General features: G+C 72.4%; 13 protein-coding genes. 8 read left to right on the top strand and 5 right to left on the bottom strand.

The window, feature by feature from the left end:
* Positions 1–4 precede the first annotated feature (4 nt).
* Positions 5–751, bottom strand: coding sequence for an oxidoreductase (locus CO540_RS17600; protein ID WP_099162898.1), 747 nt, complete (start codon positions 749–751; stop codon positions 5–7).
* 220 nt (positions 752–971) lie between these two features.
* Here CO540_RS17600 and acs point away from each other — a divergent pair, with 220 nt between their 5' ends.
* The 7 genes from acs (at position 972) to CO540_RS17635 (ending at position 12,849) form a co-directional block, all read left to right on the top strand.
* Positions 972–2,960: an acetate--CoA ligase gene (acs, locus tag CO540_RS17605; protein ID WP_099162899.1), complete on the top strand. Its 1,989-nt coding sequence runs from the start codon at positions 972–974 to the stop codon at positions 2,958–2,960.
* Between the two features lie 223 nt (positions 2,961–3,183).
* Entirely contained in the window at positions 3,184–5,976 is a 2,793-nt protein-coding gene (locus CO540_RS17610) for an immune inhibitor A domain-containing protein (protein ID WP_099162900.1), read from the top strand.
* Between the two features lie 346 nt (positions 5,977–6,322).
* Positions 6,323–8,749, top strand: coding sequence for an immune inhibitor A domain-containing protein (locus CO540_RS17615; protein WP_099162901.1), 2,427 nt, complete (start codon positions 6,323–6,325; stop codon positions 8,747–8,749).
* 182 nt (positions 8,750–8,931) lie between these two features.
* Positions 8,932–9,333, top strand: a complete 402-nt coding sequence (locus CO540_RS17620; protein WP_253866014.1) for a hypothetical protein — start codon at positions 8,932–8,934, stop codon at positions 9,331–9,333.
* A 189-nt stretch (positions 9,334–9,522) separates the two neighbouring features.
* Positions 9,523–10,359, top strand: a complete 837-nt coding sequence (locus CO540_RS17625; protein WP_157779149.1) for a hypothetical protein — start codon at positions 9,523–9,525, stop codon at positions 10,357–10,359.
* A 109-nt stretch (positions 10,360–10,468) separates the two neighbouring features.
* On the top strand, positions 10,469–11,797 hold the full coding sequence (locus CO540_RS17630; protein WP_216642283.1) for a vanadium-dependent haloperoxidase: 1,329 nt from the start codon (positions 10,469–10,471) through the stop codon (positions 11,795–11,797).
* Between the two features lie 119 nt (positions 11,798–11,916).
* Positions 11,917–12,849 (top strand): alpha/beta fold hydrolase, encoded by a 933-nt coding sequence (locus CO540_RS17635; protein WP_099162904.1) that lies wholly within the window; start codon positions 11,917–11,919, stop codon positions 12,847–12,849.
* A 1-nt stretch (position 12,850) separates the two neighbouring features.
* On the opposite strand, the gene CO540_RS17640 is transcribed toward CO540_RS17635, so the two are convergent.
* The gene (locus CO540_RS17640; protein WP_098744019.1) at positions 12,851–13,216 is read right to left on the bottom strand and encodes a hypothetical protein; all 366 of its coding nucleotides are present in this window, start codon (positions 13,214–13,216) and stop codon (positions 12,851–12,853) included.
* Positions 13,213–16,338, bottom strand: coding sequence for an SseB family protein (locus CO540_RS17645; RefSeq protein ID WP_253866016.1), 3,126 nt, complete (start codon positions 16,336–16,338; stop codon positions 13,213–13,215). The genes CO540_RS17640 and CO540_RS17645 overlap by 4 nt, the downstream gene beginning before the upstream one ends.
* A gap of 152 nt (positions 16,339–16,490) precedes the next feature.
* Here CO540_RS17645 and mycP point away from each other — a divergent pair, with 152 nt between their 5' ends.
* Complete coding sequence (mycP, locus tag CO540_RS17650; protein ID WP_099162905.1) at positions 16,491–17,696, top strand: type VII secretion-associated serine protease mycosin; 1,206 nt, start codon at positions 16,491–16,493, stop codon at positions 17,694–17,696.
* 44 nt (positions 17,697–17,740) lie between these two features.
* Here mycP and CO540_RS17655 read toward each other — a convergent pair whose 3' ends face one another.
* Entirely contained in the window at positions 17,741–18,034 is a 294-nt protein-coding gene (locus CO540_RS17655; RefSeq protein WP_099162906.1) for a WXG100 family type VII secretion target, read from the bottom strand.
* 20 nt (positions 18,035–18,054) lie between these two features.
* On the bottom strand, positions 18,055–18,372 hold the full coding sequence (locus tag CO540_RS17660; protein WP_091584343.1) for a WXG100 family type VII secretion target: 318 nt from the start codon (positions 18,370–18,372) through the stop codon (positions 18,055–18,057).
* Positions 18,373–18,401: the final 29 nt, after the last annotated feature.

An 18,401-nucleotide genomic window follows, 5' to 3' on the forward strand; every position in this document is an offset into this window, starting at 1 on the left:
GAGGTCAGGACGCGGCGAGGATCTCGTCGCCGATGAGCGTGATCTGGTCCGCCCCGACCTCGACCGCCGTCATGTAGTGGCGCAGCCAGGAGCGCAGGCCGTCGGGGGTGCCGGTGGCGAACGCGCCGGCCGCGCCGACGTATTCCGGTTCCCGCTCGCGGTGCCCGACGTCCACCGCGACCAGCCCACGCGGGTCGAACCCGGTGGAGATCAGCACCAGGCGGGCGGCGGCCCGGGCCACCACGCCGGACGGGCCCGGGAACGGGCGCAGGTTGAGCAGTTCGCCGTGCACCACTGCGGCGAGCACCAGCGGCGGCACCTTCGTGCCCCCGGCCACCAGGCCGGAGAGGCCGTCGAGCCGGGCCGCCACCACGGGGTCGGCGACCGGGCGGCCCAGTTCCTCCTCGGTCAGCACGTCCCGGGCGGCGAGCACGTGCAGCCGGGCCAGCACCTGCCGGGGGGCCCTGGTCCAGAGGTCGCTCAGCCCGGGCAGCGCGCCGGCCACCCGCAGCGCGCCCTGGAGCACCGGGTCCGTGACCGTGCCGGCGCGTACCTCCTCGCGGTCGTGGTCGCGGCCCTCCAGCGCGGCGCTGGCCACTGCCGAACGGAGGCTGACCTCGGCGGCGACCTGCCCGCCCTGGCGGCGCAGCGCCCGGTGCCGGTGGGCCTGGTCGACCAGGTCGCGGGCCCGATCGACGGCGGGCGCGACGTCGGCGAGCGCGAGCAGCGGGGCGAGCGGATCGGTGGTCACATCGTCACGCTAGCGACCGCCGGGCCCCTCGTACGCCCGGGGTGTTAAGAGGGGACCCTTCCTCTACCGGAAGCGTTAACAGGGGGCCCTTCCTTACACCTCAGCGCGGAGGGGGCGCCGCTGAGCGCGCGGAGCGGGGCGGGCGGTCGCGGCCCGGCGGGGCCGGGACTAACCTTCCCGGGAGTAGGAGACGCAGGTCACGCGACGAAGGAGTCACCGCATGAGCGAGGCATTGGCCAACTTGCTGAACGAGACGCGCCAGTTCCCGCCGCCGGCCGAGCTCGCCGCGAACGCCAACGTGACCGCGGAGGCGTACGACGAGGCGGCCGCCGACCGGCTCGCCTTCTGGGAGCGCCAGGCCGGCCGGCTGGCCTGGGCCCAGCCGTGGGAGCAGGTGCTCGACTGGTCGAACGCGCCCTTCGCGAAGTGGTTCACCGGTGGCCGGCTCAACGTGGCGTACAACTGCCTGGACCGGCACGTCGAGGCGGGCCTCGGCGACAAGGTGGCGATCCACTGGGAGGGTGAGCCGGGCGACACCCGTACCGTCACCTACGCCGACCTGCACAAGCTCACCTGTCAGGCGGCGAACGCGCTGACCGAGCTGGGCGTGACCGCCGGCGACCGGGTGGCGATCTACCTGCCGATGATCCCGGAGGCGGCGGTGGCGATGCTCGCCTGCGCCCGGATCGGCGCCACCCACAGCGTGGTGTTCGGCGGCTTCTCGGCCGACGCGCTCACCAACCGGATCCAGGACGCCAGCGCCAAGGTCGTGATCACCGCGGACGGCGGCTTCCGCCGGGGCAAGCCGTCGGCGCTCAAGCCGACGGTGGACGAGGCGGTGGTGAACTGCCCGTCGGTGGAGCACGTGCTGGTGGTGCGGCGGACCGGCGAGGAGGTCGCCTGGTCGGCGAAGGACCACTGGTGGCACGAGACGGTGGAGACGGCGTCGCCGGAGCACGAGGCGCAGCCGTTCGACGCCGAGCACCCGCTGTTCATCCTCTACACCAGCGGCACGACCGCCCGGCCGAAGGGCATCCTGCACACCACGGGCGGCTACCTGACCCAGGCGTCGTACACCACGCACGCGGTGTTCGACCTGAAGCCGGAGACGGACGTCTACTGGTGCACCGCCGACATCGGCTGGGTGACCGGGCACTCCTACATCGTCTACGGCCCGCTCTCCAACGGCGCCACCCAGGTCATGTACGAGGGCACCCCGGACACCCCGCACAAGGGCCGGTTCTGGGAGGTCGTCGACAAGTACAAGGTGACCATCCTGTACACCGCGCCGACGCTGATCCGCACCATGATGAAGTGGGGCGAGGACATCCCGGCCGGGTACGACCTGTCGTCGCTGCGCCTGCTCGGCAGCGTCGGCGAGCCGATCAACCCGGAGGCGTGGATCTGGTACCGGCAGCACGTCGGCCGCGGCGAGCTGCCGGTGGTCGACACCTGGTGGCAGACCGAGACCGGGGCCATCATGATCTCGCCGCTGCCCGGCGTGACCGAGGCGAAGCCCGGCTCGGCGATGAGCCCGCTGCCCGGCATCGTCGCCGACGTGGTCGACGACCAGGGCCAGTCGGTGCCCAACGGTGGTGGCGGCTACCTGGTGCTCAAGGAGCCGTGGCCGTCGATGCTGCGGACCATCTGGGGCGACGACAACCGGTTCCTGGAGACGTACTGGTCCCGGTTCGGCGCGGGCGCCAACACCGGCGACGAGTGGGTCTACTTCGCCGGTGACGGCGCGAAGAAGGACGACGACGGGCACATCTGGCTGCTCGGCCGGGTGGACGACGTGATGCTGGTGTCCGGCCACAACATCTCCACCACGGAGGTGGAGTCGGCGCTGGTGAGCCACCCGTCGGTGGCGGAGGCGGCGGTGGTCGGCGCGACCGACCCGACCACCGGCCAGGCGATCGTCGCGTTCGCCATTCCGCGCGGCAGCGCGGAGACCTCCGGTGACGCGGGCGAGCAGCTCATCGCCGAGCTGCGCAACCACGTGGCGAAGACGCTGGGCCCGATCGCCAAGCCGCGGCAGATCATGCTGGTGCCGGAGCTGCCGAAGACGCGCTCCGGCAAGATCATGCGACGGCTGCTGCGGGACGTGGCGGAGAACCGGTCGCTCGGTGACGTGACCACGTTGCAGGACTCCTCGGTGATGGAGATGATCTCCTCGGGGATGGGTGGGGGCAAGTCCGACGAGGACTGACCGACGCGGAACACCAGGGGCGGGTCGCCACGGCGGCCCGCCCCTCGTCGTACCCGGGACCGGGTTGGTCGATCGGCGGAGGAGGCACTGACCTGAACGGGCAGAGGGCCTGTTCACCCCTGTCTATGCCGCGCCCGGTCGACTACGTTCAGCCGCACCGGCGGAATTCGACATCTGTCACTGAGACGGCCGGTCCCTCACCATTCCCTACGAACGGAGTGGCATGCTCCCCATTTCGCAGTCCAGGGCACGCAGACGCCTACTCGTCGCGCTGCCCGCCATCGCCCTCGCGGCCACGTCGCTGACCGTGACGGGCAGCGCGGCGGCCCAGCCGTCCCGGTCCGCGCCGGCCACCATCGGGGCGGACGAGTACTACATCAACTACGCCGAGCCCGAGGTGCAGCCGGACACCGGCGGCAAGGAGACCAAGGGTCGGGACGGGGTCTTCTCCTCCCCCGCCGACGAGGCCCGCGCCTACGACCGGAAGTACGCCGGCGGCAACCCGATGACCGCGCGGGAGCTGGCGAAGCTGGAGGCCAAGTCGATCCGGACCGGGCAGAGCCCGCGGAAGATCAAGAAGGCCAAGAGCACCCAGACCGCCAAGCTGCTGACGCTGCTGGTCGAGTTCAACGACAAGGCCAACGACGACTTCACCGACGTGATGGTCCCGAAGACGGTCTTCGAGGACCGCACCTGCGTGCCCGGCACGGTGCAGAACGGGCCGCGGCACAACACCATCCCGAACCCGGCCACGCTGCCGCACAAGGACAACAACTCGATGTGGGTGCCGGACTTCTCGCCGGCCCACTACGACAAGATGCTCTACACGAAGAAGGGCATCACCGAGCGGGTCCGCAAGGACCTCAAGGGGCCGGACGGCAAGCCGGGCATCAGCCTCGCCGGGCGGACCATGCACAACATGTACCTGGAGATGTCCAAGGGTGCGTACACCGTGGACGGGCAGGCCAGCCCGTGGATCACGGTGCCGCACTCGGAGGGCTGGTACGCCGCCTCGCGCTGCTTCCAGGACGAGAACGGCAACTGGGTCGCCGGGCGTGAGCAGTCGATGAACGGCCACCCGGACAACCCGCAGGGCGCCGGCCGCCTCGCCACCGACGCGATCGACGCGCTGGCCGCCGCCGACCCGAACTTCCCGTGGGCCGACTACGACATCGAGGACCAGGCCGACCGCGACGGCGACGGCAACTATCACGAGCCGGACGGCGTGATCGACCACCTGGTGCTGGTGCACGCCAACCAGGGCAAGTCCCGGGGCGGCGGCGACGTCGGCATCTACTCGGTGTGGGCGCACTCCTCCACCGTGGCCGGTGGCTACACCATCCCCGGCACGAACCTGAAGGTGTCGAACTACATCGTGCAGCCGGAGGACGCCGGCGTCGGCGTCTTCGCCCACGAGTTCGGGCACGACCTCGGTCTGCCGGACCTCTACGACACCTCGGGCAACGCCGACTCGGACGTCGACTTCTGGGACCTGATGGCGTCCGGCTCGCACTCCGGCGAGATCTTCCAGGCGCTCCCCACCCACATGGGTCTCTGGGACAAGTGGGTGCTCGGCTGGGCCGAGCCGAAGACGTTCGGGCCGGGCGACCGGGCCAAGCTGGTCAAGCTCGGGCAGACCTCGCGTACGCCGGTCGGCACCGAGGACGGCATCAAGATCGACCTGCCGGACAAGGTGATCACACTGGCCGAGCCGCACAGCGGCGGGAACATGTGGTACTCCGGCGCCGACCAGAACTGGGCGGACGTCAAGCTGAGCCGGACGGTGACCGTCCCGAACGCCGCCGACGCGAAGTTCTGGATGTGGAACAACTACGTCATCGAGGAGGACTGGGACTACGGCTTCGTCGAGGTCTCGACCGACGGCGGCGCCACCTGGACCGAACGCAAGGTGTACGACGCCTCCGGCGCGCTGGTCACCACCGACGACGGCTACGCCGACCCGAACGGGCGGATGGTCGACTTCGGCAACAAGAAGTACGGCCTGACCGGCGCCACCGACGGCTGGCGGCACGACTACGTCGACCTGTCGTCGTACGCCGGGCAGACCGTGCAGGTGCGCCTGCGGTACGCGACCGACGAGGCGTTCGTGGAGCGCGGCTGGTTCGCCGACGACTTCTCGGTGACCGGCGGCGGCGCCACCACCTGGAGCGACGACGTCGAGGGCGGCACCGCCGGCTGGACCCAGACCGGTGGCACCTTCACCGACACCAGCGGCGCGGGTTGGCACGTCGACTCGGGCACCCAGGTCAAGTCGCACTACTACCTGGCCGAGTGGCGCAACTTCGACGGCTTCGACAAGGGCCTGAAGTACGCCTACGACACCGTCTACTCGCACGAGGCGTGGAAGGTCGACCGGATCGCCTACAACGCCCCGGGCATGCTGGTCTGGTACCGGGACACCCAGCTCGGCGACGTCAACCACGTCACCGGGCAGATGACCGCGCTGCCCAGCTACGGCGCCAAGGGCGGGTTGCTGATCGTCGACTCGCACAACGACCCGCTGCGCCGCAAGTGGACCGCGGCCGAGAAGGACCCGTCGGTGCTGGACAACCTGCCCAGCCGCCCGCAGTCGTCCAACGCGGCCTTCTCGCTCCAGCCGACGTACCCGTTCAAGGAGTGCCTGGAGGCGGCGGACGAGCCGTACAGCGCGTACTGCACGAAGTTCCCGGCGCAGTCCCCGGTGCGGGCCTTCACCGACGCCAAGGGCTGGTACCCGGGCATCGAGATCCGGGACGGCGCGCCGTACGCCCGGGACAACGACGCCTCGGTGGTCGTTCCGTCCCGGGGCAACCAGCAGTACACGACCCGGGTGGTGAACCCGGACGGCTCCCCGGCGACCGACTGGTACGGCGAGGAGCTGGGTGGCGGCGCGATCGTGCTCGGCACCGGCAACCCGCGTGACGCGGGTGTCGCGTACGGCACCTCGATCGTGCTCGTGCGGGCCGCCAAGGACAACGCGTACGCGACGGTGTTCGTGGTCCCGCCGAAGGGCTGAATCGGAGACGCCAAACCGGAACCGGAATGACCGAAAAATGAGCTGAACGGGCCGGAAGACCGAAGGGCCGGGAGCGGAAGCGCTCCCGGCCCTTTTGTATCCATGACCTTCGCTGTGCCGACCTCAGTGGGCATCGGCGCTGGTCAGCGCGTCGGCAACAGATCGACGTGTGACGGGCAACGGCGTCACCAACAAAAAGTTGCTACAAATCGACGCACACATCTTCCCACCGGTCCCAGCAGTGTCTATGTTCACCAAGGGTCCCACTTGTGGGACGTTCCACCGGCCCGTACCCCCAGTTGGGCCGGTTCCCTCACACCGGAGGTACCACGTGCGCAAAGTCGCAGTGGGTCTGCTCGGGCTTTCGCTGACCGCGACGGGGCTGATGGCGGGGACGTCCGCCAGCGCCGCGCCGACGCCGAAGCTCCCGGCCGCCGCCCCGTCGGTGGCCGAGCCTGCGCAGGCTGAGCACGACCTGCCCAACCCGCTCGAAGAGAAGCGGCGCGCGCTGCGCCAGGAGGGCCTGAGCGAGGTCCTTTCCGGCAGGGCGAAGGCCCAGAAGATCAACGGCAGCACGGTCGTCAAGGTTGGCGAGCAGGCTGCCGAGGGTGCCGCGGCGGGCAGGTCCGCCAAGAGCACCAGGGCCGGCAAGGGTCCCGTGAAGGACCAGTACGTCGAGCTCTCCCGCAAGCAGACTGACAAGATCTTCGTCATCCTTGCGGAGTTCGGCGACGAGCGGCACCCGAACTACCCGGACCAGGACACCGACCCGGACACTCCGGGCCCGTCCCGGTTCGACGGTCCGCGCGTCAACCAGATCCCCCAGCCCAACCGGGCGGTGGACAACTCCACGGTCTGGCAGCCGGACTTCAGCGCCGATCACTACCGGCAGCTGTACTTCGGCACCAAGCCGGGCGACGAGTCGTTGAAGCAGTACTACGAGGCCCAGTCCTCGGGCCGGTACAGCGTCGACGGCGAGGTCACCAACTGGGTGAAGGTGAAGTACAACGAGGCTCGCTACGGCCGTTCCGACGGCTACCCGTGCGCCTCGAACGTCTGCACCAACACCTGGGCTCTGGTCCGCGACGCCGCCAACCAGTGGGTCGAGGACCAGAAGGCGCAGGGTCGCTCCGACGAGGAGATCGCGGCCGACGTCAAGTCGATGGACCAGTGGGACCGTTACGACTTCGACGCCGACGGCAACTTCAACGAGTCGGACGGCTACATCGACCACTTCCAGATCGTCCACGCCGGCGGCGACCAGGCCGACGGTGACCCCTACCAGGGTGAGGACGCCATCTGGAGCCACCGGTGGTACGCGTTCGCCAGCGACCAGGGCAGCACCGGCCCGGAGAACTTCCCGGCCGGCGGCACCCAGATCGGCAACACCGGCGTCTGGATCGGCGACTACACGATCCAGCCGGAGAACGGCGGCCGCAGCGTCTTCTACCACGAGTACGGCCACGACCTCGGTCTGCCGGACGACTACAACGTGGGCACCAGCGCCGACAACAACAACGAGCACTGGACCCTGATGGCCCAGAGCCGGCTCGGCGCGAAGAACGACGGTGGCATCGGCGAGCGCGGTGGCGACCTGGGCGCCTGGAACAAGCTCCAGCTCGGCTGGCTCGACTACGAGACGGTCGTCGCCGGTCAGAAGCGGACCCTGAACCTGGGGCCGCAGGAGTACAACTCGGCCAAGGCGCAGGCTGCCGTGGTCGTGCTTCCGCAGCGCGAGTACACCTTCGACAACGGCAAGCCGTTCGAGGGCACCAAGCAGTTCTTCTCGGGCAACGCGGACGACCTGAACACCACGATGACGCGCACCCTCGACCTCACCGGGAAGAGCAGTGCCGCGCTGTCGATGAAGGGTCGCTACAGCATCGAAGAGGACTACGACTACCTCTTCTTCGAGGCGTCCACCGACGGTGGTCAGACCTGGGCCACGCTCCCCGGTACGGCCAACGGCAAGGCGCTCAAGGAGATCTCGCCCGGGCGCTTCGCCCTGGACGGCTCCAGTGACAACCAGTGGGTCGACATCAACATCCCGATGGACGCGGTCGCCGGCAAGGTCGTGCAGTTCCGGCTCCGCTACCAGACGGACGGCGGTGTCTCCGAGGGCGGCTTCTTCGGTGACGCCATCACCGTGACCGCCGACGGGCAGACGCTGCTCAGCGACGGCGCCGAGGCGGGTGCGGGCGACTGGGCCCTCGCCGGCTGGAGCATCGTCGAGGAGACCTACACCCGTAAGTTCGACAACTACTACATCGCCGGCAACCGGTCGTACGTCTCGTACGACAAGTACCTGAAGACCGGCCCGTACTACTTCGGCTACGCGAACACCCGCCCGGACTACGTGGACCACTACGCGTACCAGGAGGGTCTGCTGATCTCGTACTGGAACCTGCGTTGGGCGGACAACAACACCGCTCCGGCGTCGGCGGCCAACCCGGGTGGTCACCCGGGTGAGGGTCGGAACCTGTACATCGACTCGCGTCCGCGGCCGCTCTACAACCTGACCGGGCAGCCCTGGCGGGCCCGCGTCCAGGTCTACGACGCGCCGTTCAGCCTGAAGAAGGCCGACTCGTTCACCCTGCACATCAACAGCCAGCCGCAGTACATCCGCGGTCAGGCCGCTGCTCCGGTGTTCGACGACAGCAAGCAGTACTGGTTCCCGGAGCTGCCGAACCACGGCGTCAAGGTCCCGAACAACGGGGTCAAGATCCGCGTGGTGGAGCAGAACGGCACCTCGATGAAGATCCGCATCTCCTGATCAACGGATCGACGCACCACAGCGATGCCCGGGCGGTTGACCGCCCGGGCATCGCCCTTTCCGGTGGGGAACCGACCGACCCCCGGCCGCGTCCCATCCGGGTGACGCCTCGCACCGCCCTACCGGCCGCCCTCGCGGTGGCACTGCTCGCCACCGCCGGCTGCGCCGGGAACGGAGGATCCGTGCCCGACGAGACCCGGCCGTCCACCCCGGCCGCGCCGCCCACCTCTGCCGCACCGGCCGCGCCGCCCACCCCGGCGGTGGACGCGCCGGCCGCCAGCGGCGCCCCCGCCGACCGCCCCACCCCGCTCTCCGCCACCGAGCTGCCCACTCTGCGGCGCCCCGCCGGGCCGCCGAAGAAGCCCACCGACAACCGCCCCACCGGGGTCGTCGCCGGATGGATCACCCGTGGCGGTCCCGGCCCGTGCTACGGCCTGGTCGACGAGAACGGACGGGAGTACGCCGTGCACGGCCCGGAGGCCGGCGAGCTGCGCGAGGGCGACTTCGTCACGCTGCGGCTCGCCTCGCGCGACCGCTCGGTCGACTGCGGCCCCGGCGTACCGATGCGGGTCGTCGGCCCGTAGCCGATCACCCCGGGTGAGGACACGTGCACCCAAAGCACACCCGGTCGGTGCGGGCAACGGCAGAACGGCCCATTGACCCGGATGACACAGGAAACCATGCTCGTGGATGTCTGGTTCGGGGGCCAGGCACGCCGCCGTCTCACGAGGACGTCGGCCACCGGCCCCCGTCATCCACGGGGGGTGGCGGCCATGTCCACGGAAGTGTTGTCCGACGACACCGAGAACCCATCGAACGACAGTGGTCGCGACGCCGCGGCGGTCCGGAACGTGTCACTCCTGAACGAGCTGCGACAGGCCATCGCCGCCAGTCAGCACGATCTGGACCGGGCCCAGCGCCAACTCACCGAGGCCGGCGCCGAGCTGGCCCGGTGGACCAGCCGCGCGACCCGGGAGGCGGGCACCACGCTCCTGGTCGACGGCGTGCCGGACGCCGGGGAGTTCCGCCGGCTCTCCGCGCGGCTGTGCGCCCGGGACACGGAGGGCTGCCGTCTCCTGCACGGGGACCGGGTCGGTCGGGAACCGCACGCGCACCCCCTCCCGAGCCCTGGCGACGCTGGTCATCGCAGCGTCGTCGGCCAGGCCCGGCTGGAGGATCCCGCCTACCGGCAGGCGGCCGAGGAGGCGGTGCGGTCGGCGCACCGGGTCCGGGTGCTGCCCCGCCTCGGCACCACCATGCAGCTCGCCGACGGGGTCGCGTTGTTCTCCCTACAGCAGCCCGCCGGGCCGGCGGGACTGCTGATGCGCCACCCGGAGCTGGTCGCGCTGGGAGCCCAGCTCTTCGAGGCGGCCTGGGCGGACGCCCTCCCACTGGGGGCGCGCCGCTCGACCGGCGACGACCGCCCGTCGGAGGTTCAGCTCCAGATCCTGCGGTTGGCGGCGGTCGGGGCGAAGGACGACACGATCGCCCGCAGCCTCGGACGCAGCACCCGGTGGGTCCGGCGCCACTTCGAGCTGCTGGAGGAACAGCTCGGGGCCACCAACCGGATGACCCTCGGCATCGCCGCCGTCCGCCGCGGCTGGATCTGATCTTGCAGCTTGCGGACGCGGGCAACTCTGCCCTGCCGCCGCGCCACCAGCACCCGCATGATCGATGTGTGTCGATGGAAGTTCCATCGGTCATCGGGGAAGGATCACCTTGCGAAGGACGTCTCTGCGGCGGCTCGCCGCACTCGCGCTCAGCGCCGTCACCCTGGTCGGAGGGCTGGTGGCCGTCCAGGCCCCGGCCGCCGCCGTACCGGCCGGATTCGACCACACGATCTACTGGAACAACGTCCTGCTCAAGACCTACCGGGCCGTGGGCGGCCCGCCCACCGTCCTGTCCCGGGCCGGCGCCATGATGCACCTCGCCATGTACGACGCCTCGGCCTCGCTGTCCAGCGGACCGACCTACCTGGCCCGGGTCGCCCCGGTCCCCAACTTCAGCTACGACGTGGACATGAACGTCGACATGGCGGCGTTCAAGGTGCTGCAGTCGGTCTTCCCCAGCCGAGACTTCACCGCCGACTACCAGGGCTCGCGGGTCTACCCCCCGGTCGGCTCCCCGGGACCCGAGGGCTGGAGCACCAGCGTCGGTGAGGGCGCGGCACAGAACATGATCAACGCCAGAGCGAACGACGGTTCGGCGAACAACACCGCGTACACCCCGACCATCGTCGCCGGCCAGTGGCGGCCCACCGAGGCGGGCACCAGCGCGGCCAGCCCGAACTGGGGCCGGGTGAAGCCGTTCGGGCTGACCTCCGGCTCGCAGTTCCGGCCCTCGCTGCCCGGTGGCTTCAGCACCATCACCACGATGCTGACCAGCAGCGCGTACGCGGCCCAGGTCAAGGACGTCCGCGAACTGGGCGCGGCCACCGGATCGACCCGCACGGCGGACCAGACCCAGGCGGCCTTCTTCTGGGCCAACGACCTGGACGGCACCTACAAGCCCCCGGGTCAGCTCTTCGCCCACACCCAGATCATCGCCAAGGCGAAGGGCACCCCGACGATCAAGCTCTTCGCGCTGGTCGCCATGGCCATGGCCGACGCGGCCATCGCCGCCTGGGACGCCAAGTACGAGACCACCATCGACCTGTGGCGCCCGGACACCGCGATCGAGGAGCCGCAGGACGACGGCAACGCCGCGACCACGCCGAACGCCGCCTGGCAGCCGCTCTCCACGGCCGCCGACGGCACGCACTTCTCGCCCAACTTCCCGGCGTACATCTCCGGCCACGCCACCTTCGCCGGGGCCTGGGCGGGCATCATGAAGCGGTTCTACGGCACCGACGCGGTGACCTTCACCGCGACCACCGAGGACCCCAAGGCGGTCGGGGTGCAGCGCACCTTCACCTCCTTCTCGGCCGCCGCCAACGAGAACGCCCTGAGCCGGCTCTGGCTGGGTGTGCACTACCGCTGGGACGCCGACGCCGGCCTGGCCACCGGCGACGCGGTGGCGAACCGGGTGTTCGCCACCTACCTCCGCTGAGCGACGCGGGCCGGCGACGACCGTCGCCGGCCCGCCCTCCGGCGGGTTCTCCCGGAGAATCCCCTGATCCTGGGCACCTGCGGGGCCGGCGGGCGACTGCCGGCCCTAGGCTGTGCCCCATGACCGACCAGCGCGGCGGGTTCGCCGACGAGTCCTGCGTCCTGCCCGAGGGGCCGTGGACGCACCGGTTCGTCGGCGCCAACGGCAGCCGGTTCCACGTCGTCGAGGCCGGCACCGGCCCGATGGTGCTCTTCCTGCACGGCTTCCCGGAATACTGGTACGCCTGGCGCGAGATGCTCCCGGCGGTCGCCGACGCCGGCTTCCGCGCGGTCGCCGTCGACCTGCGCGGCTACGGCGCGAGCGACAAGCCACCCCGGGGGTACGACGGCTACACGCTGGCCGCCGACGTCGCCGGCCTGATCCGCGCGCTCGGCGAACGGTCGGCCACCGTGGTCGGCACCGGCGCGGGCGGGCTCATCGGCTGGACCGCCGCCTCGTTCCACCCCACCCTGGTCCGGCGGCTCGTGGTGCTCGGCGCACCGCACCCGCTCCGGCTGCGGGCCGCCATCTTCGCCGACCCGCGCGGCCAGTTCACCTCGGCCACCGCCACGCTGAAGTTCCAGCTCCCCCGCTACGAGCACGTGCTGACCCGGGACGGCGCCGCCGAGGTGGAGGAGATGCTGCGCCGGTGGGGCGGGCCGCGCTGGGTCGACGGACCCGACTTCGCCGACTACGCCCGCTGCTGCCGGGTGGCCATGCAGATCCCGCAGGCCGCGTTCTGCGCCATGGAGGGCTACCGCTGGGCGTTCCGCTCGGTGCTGCGGCTGCACGGTTACCGGTTCGTGAAGCTGATGCAGAAGCCACTGGTCACACCGACCCTGCAACTGCACGGCGCGTTGGACCGGGCCTCGCTGCCGCGCACCGCGCAGGGCTCGGGCCGCTACGTCACCGCCCCGTACGAGTGGCGGCTGCTCGACGACGTGGGCCACTTCCCGCACGTGGAGGCCCGCGACGTGGTGCTCGGCGAGATCCTGCGCTGGGCGAAGTCCTGACTCAGACCCGCTGCTCGCCCAGGTCGGCCACCTCGGTCGCGGGCGCCCACCCCTGGTAGACGCCGAAGTCGAACGCCTCCAACCCCATCGCCTCGGCCACCGGCCAGCGTCCACCGGTGTACTCCACACGCAGCCAGCCCTCGTGCTCGGCCAGCACGATGAACGGCTGCCCCTGCCAGGTGCAGGTGGTCCGGACGTACGCCAGGTCCTCCACCTCGGCGGCCGGCACCACCCGGACGTACCGGCCGGGGCGTACCTCGGCGAAGCCGTCGTCCGGTTCGGGCTGGTAGAGGCGGACGTCGGTCCCGTCCGGGCTGGCCTGGTACTCCCGCCCCCGCCAGCGGGCCACGTACCCGTCGCGGGTCACGCCTCATCCGCCTTCCGCCACACCAGCGCGTCCGTGTCGAGGACCGCGACCAGCCGGGCGGCGGCGTCGGCGCCGACGCGCCACAGCTCGGCCCCGTGCGGCAGCCGGGCGCTGTCCACCTTGAACTCCGCCACCACGTCGGTGCTCTCCCCCGGTGCGAAGCCGTTGCCGCGGAACGGGGACCGTTCGATCACCCAGCCCTCCATCGCCCGCATGGCGGCCTCGTTCTGCCCGCCGTACGGGATCCGGTAGAGGCTGGGCCGGTGGGCCGGCCAGCGCAGCAGGTAGACCTCCTCGTCGTCCCGGGAGAACGGCGAGCCGGGATGGCCGAGGCCGAGCGCGTCGTACAGCTCCGCCGGGGTCCGCAGGTGGGCCAGTTCACCGGCCCGGTGCACGAACCCGGACACCCGGTCGTAGCCCCGCTCCAGGTAGTAGGCGAGCTGGCTCGCCGCGATCGCCTTCTGCATGGTCACCGGCAGGCTCGGGTCCGTCGGCGGCGCCGCCGGTCGGGGCTCGGCCGCCGGGGCCGGCGCGGCGGCGGGAGGCTCCGGTTCGTCGCCGAGGCCCACCTCGGCGGCCCAGTTGGCGAGCGCGAGAACCTGCTCCCCCGGGTATGCCGCACCGACCGGACTGCCCGGGTTGACCAGGAACGACCAGGCGGCGTCCGGCCACCGACGGATGAGCTGGACGAACTTGACCCGTACGGTGTCGACCGGCCCGTCGGCGTGCTCGGCGAGCCGCTCCGGCGAGGTGTAGGCCACGACGTACGTGCCACCGTCGATCGACCGGGTGTGCCAGACGAAGCCGGGGTCGCCCGGCCTACTGCCGGGGACCGACTCGGGCGCGACCGGCAACAGCACCCGGGCCAGCAGCAGGGTGGTGAGGAAGCCGTCCGTGTTTCCGCTGCCGGCGGCGGCGAGCAGTTCCTCCTCCACCTCGTTCGCCGGCACGAACTCCGGCCGCCCGGCGGGGGGCGTCGTCGCGCCGGCCGACGTCGGCTCGTCGACCGACCGCTCGGAGGCGGTGGAGCGCGGCGAGCCGTCCTCCACATCGGAGCGGGCGGACCACGACACCGGAGGCTCGGCCGGCACCGACGTCGACTCGGGTGTCGGCGTCCCGAGCAGCGACGTGGTGTCCGGTTCGGCGGGGGACGGATCGGGTGGGAACAGCGGCTCGGTCGGCGGCTCGAACAGCGGGGCCGGGGCGCCGTTCGACGGCTCGGAGAGCGGGGCCGTGGACTCGAACAACGACACCGTCGGGTCGGCCGACGACGACGGCGGCTCGAACAGCGACACCGTCGGTTCACCCGAGCCCGGCGACTCGAACGCCGTCGTCGACTCCGGCCCGAACGCCGACGCGGCCCCGTACGGCGTCGTCGGCTCGAACGTCGTCGTCGGCTCGAACGCCGCCGTGGGCTCGAAGGTCGTCGTCGGCTCGAACGCCGCCGTGGGCTGCGCCGACGCAGTCTCGAACGCCGTCGTCGGCTCGAAGGCCGACGCGGTCTCGAACGCCGTCGTCGGCTCGGCAGCGGTGGACCCGAAGGGGGCCGTCGACGCGAACGAGGGTGCGGCCCCCGACGACGGCTCGAAGAGCGACACCGGAGCCGCGGCCGCCGGCGAGAGCGGCGTCGTCGGCTCGTCCCCGACGCCGGACCGGTCGAACGGCGACGTGCCGTCGACCGGCTCGCCCGTGCCGGTGGCGTCGAGGTGGGCGGCGAGATCGGCGGTGTCGTCGACCACCGGGTCGACGGGGAGCGGCACGGTCGGGTCCGTGGCGCCCACCCAGGCCGCCGCCGCGTCGCCACCCGGAACCGGGACCACGGGATCGGCGCGCGGTGGGGACCAGGCCGGTGTGGGCTCCGTCAGGTCGCGGGCCTCGATGACGGTGCCCTCGATGACGATCGGGGTGAAGTCACGCCGAGGCGTCGGCGGCGCGGACACCGGCTCGGCGACCGACGGCGGCAACTCCTCCGCCTCCGCGAGGTCGGCGACCGGATTCTCCCCGGCCCACTGGTCCGGCGCGGGCGCGGCGGGGCCGGCGTGCCGCCGGGGCAGCGTGGCGGTGGCGTCCTCGGCCGGGCGGGCCGGCCGGAACGGCCGGGTCGGGTCGTCCGGACGGGATGCCGGCGGCGGCTGGTCCGCCCCGATCGGGAAGGCCCGGGTCGGATCCTCCCGCACCGGCTCGTTCAGCGGCCGGCGGCGGGGAAACGGCTGGCCACCGGCGAACCGGGACGGCGGCGTCGCCCGTTCGGCGGACCGGCGGGGCGCGTCCAGCGGCGAGGGCCGCCGGCTGGAGCGCCCGGAGGAGGGCTCGAAGAAGGAGCGGGCCGGGGGCGGCGCGGGAGCCGCCGGCGGATCGTCCACCGACGCGTCCCGTCCGGCGGCGAAGGGGTCCGGCTCGTCCGGCCGCCGACGCAGGTCGGTGAGCCAGCCGTCGAGGGCGTCGGAGCCGGGCTCGTCGCCCGAGCCGGGCCGGCCCGCCTCGGGCGCCTCCGGCGTTCTCCGGCGGGGCGGCACGGTGGGTACGCGGCGACCGAGGACCGGCACGGTCCGCATCGGCACGGTGGAGGGCTCCTCGGCCTCCGCCACCCGGCCACCGCGGGTCGGCGGAACCGGGGGCGGCGGCGCGGGAGCGGCCGGTACCCGGGGGAACGGCGCCTCCCGTGCGGTCTCCGGAACCCCGTTGCGGGCGGCCCGGGCCGCGCTCTCCACCCGATCCAGGCGGGCTCGGGCGCCCATGGTCCGCCCGGGCAGCCGGATGTCTCCCCGAGCGAGCTGCGCGACGTACCAGGCGGGCAGGTAGCCCTCGATCGGCAGCCCCGGATCGACCGCCAACCACCACTCCTGGTTGGGCCAGCCGGCGGCCAGGTCCGGGTATGCCACGACGCGCGTCGCCCCGGCGTTCTCACCCAGACTGGCCCGTAGCGCGGCGACGGAGGTGAAGGCCAACACGTGGGTGCGACCCCCGGAGGTCCAGGTGCCCCACCCGGCGGTCGAGCCGCCGGCGACCGGCAGCACCAGATCGACGCGGGTCAGTACGCGGAAGTACTGCTGCTGGTCCTGCGCGCGCAGCGCGTCCCGCATCGCCACCTCGGCCTCGGTGGCCGGCTCCCATCCGGTCACGGCCACCTCTCCTTCCGCGAACAGGCCACAGGCATCGCCTACAACCTACAAGGTGGTAACAAGATCACAATGCCTGGCCATCGACGGTCGGCCGTGACCTCGGCGAGGCGCTAACATCCCGTTCCGGAGTCGACACGTTACGGAGGTCGTCGATGTCTCGGCCCCTCGTCCGCCCGGCCCTGGCCGCCCTGGCGATCCTCCTCGTCGCCGGCCTGCCGGCCGCTCCGGCGGCGGCCCGCGCCCCGTCCGGATGCGCGGCGCCGCCGGCGCCCGCCCGCCCGGTGGCCGAGCAACCGTGGCCCCAGCAACGGTACGCGCCGGACCGGCTCGCCCCGCTCGCGACCGGCGCCGGCGTGGTCGTCGCGGTGGTCGACTCCGGGGTCGACCGGTCGCATCCGCAGCTCGCCGGCCGGGTGCTCGACGGCGCCGACTTCCTCGACCCGGGGGGCGACGGCACCCGGGACTGCGCCGGGCACGGCACCGGCGTGGCGAGCATCATCGCCGCCGCGCCGCGCCCCGGCGTCGCCTTCCGCGGGCTCGCGCCGGACGCGCGCGTCCTCCCGGTACGGGTGAGCGAGCAGCAGGTGGTCGAGGGGCGGGAGTCGGGGCGTACGGTCGACGCGGCCGACTTCGCCCGGGCGATCCGGTGGGCGGTGGACCACGACGCCGACGTGCTCAACCTGTCCGTCGTGCTGTACGCGGACGACCCGGCCGTCCGGGCCGCGATCGCCTACGCGGTGCGGCGGGACGTGGTGGTGGTGGCCGCCGCCGGCAACCTGCACGACAGCGGCGACCCGCGACCGTACCCGGCGGCGTACGACGGGGTGCTCGGCGTGGGCGCGATCGGCCGGGACGGCGCACGCGCGGCCTTCTCCCAGACCGGCCCCTACGTCGACCTGGTCGCCCCGGGCAGCGAGGTGCTGATGGCGGCGCCCCGGCAGGGCCACCACCGGGCGGAGGGGACCAGCTATGCCACGCCCTTCGTGTCCGGCACCGCGGCGTTGCTGCGGCAGTATCGCCCCGGGTTGAACGCGGCCGGGGTCGCCGGGCGGATCGTGGCCGGCGCCGATCCGGCGCCGGGGCGGGACGAGGGCTACGGCGCCGGGGTGCTCAACCCGTACCGCGCGGTGACCGAGTCGCCCGGCGACGCGCCCGCCCGCCCTCGCGCCGGGGCGGCGTTGCCGGCCGACCGGCCGGATCCGGCCGCGCTCGACCGCCGGTCCCGTCGCGCCACGGCCCGCGACCGGGCACTGCTGGTGGCCGGCGTGACCGGTGGGGCGGCGGCGCTGGTGGCGCTGCTGGCCGTGGTGCTGCCCCGGGGGGCCCGGCGGCGCTGGCACCCGGCCGGCCCGGCCTGATCACCGGACGCGGCCCGGGACCGCACCCGGGCCGCGCCCGGGGCTCACTGGAACAGGTTGGCGTTGCGCTTCTCGGTGTCGAGGTAGTCGGCCGCGGAGTCCTCCACGGCGAGCTTGATGTCCCGCAGCATCGCCTGCAGGTCCTGCGAGGCGGCCCGCCAGCGGGCCTGCCGCTGCTCGTACGCCTCCCGCGCCGCGCCGGTCCAGCTCGACACCAGCGGCGCCGCGTCCCGTTCGAGCTGCCCGAGCTGGCTCTCCAGAGTGGTCAGCGCCCGTTGGATGTCCGCGCCGGCCTGTTGCAGGGCGGCGAAGTTGACGACCAGCACACCGTGCTCCATGGGTTCGATCCTTCCGATGGTCAGAGCGGCAGCTGGATGCCGCGGTTGGTGCCCGCCACCCGGCCGGCGGCCTCGGTGTCGGAGACGTCGTAGTGCCGGCCCGCGGTGCGGATCGCCGTGGCGGTCTCACGCAGGGCCCGCTGCAGGGTCGCCTGGTCCTGCGCCCACTGCTGCTTGACCTGCTCGAACGAGCGCCCGCCGGCGCCCCGCCAGGCCTGCTGCAGCACCTCCAGCTCGGCCATCAGGCCGCTCAACATGGTCTGCAGCGACTGGTCGACCTGCTCGAACCTCCCGGCGGTCTGCTGCATCACCGCGGCTTCTGCCTGGGTCTGGGACATCCCGGACGTCACCTCGTCTCCTCGGTCGT

Origin of the sequence: Micromonospora sp. WMMA2032 (genome assembly GCF_002688545.1) — a bacterium.
Lineage (GTDB): Bacteria > Actinomycetota > Actinomycetes > Mycobacteriales > Micromonosporaceae > Micromonospora > Micromonospora sediminicola.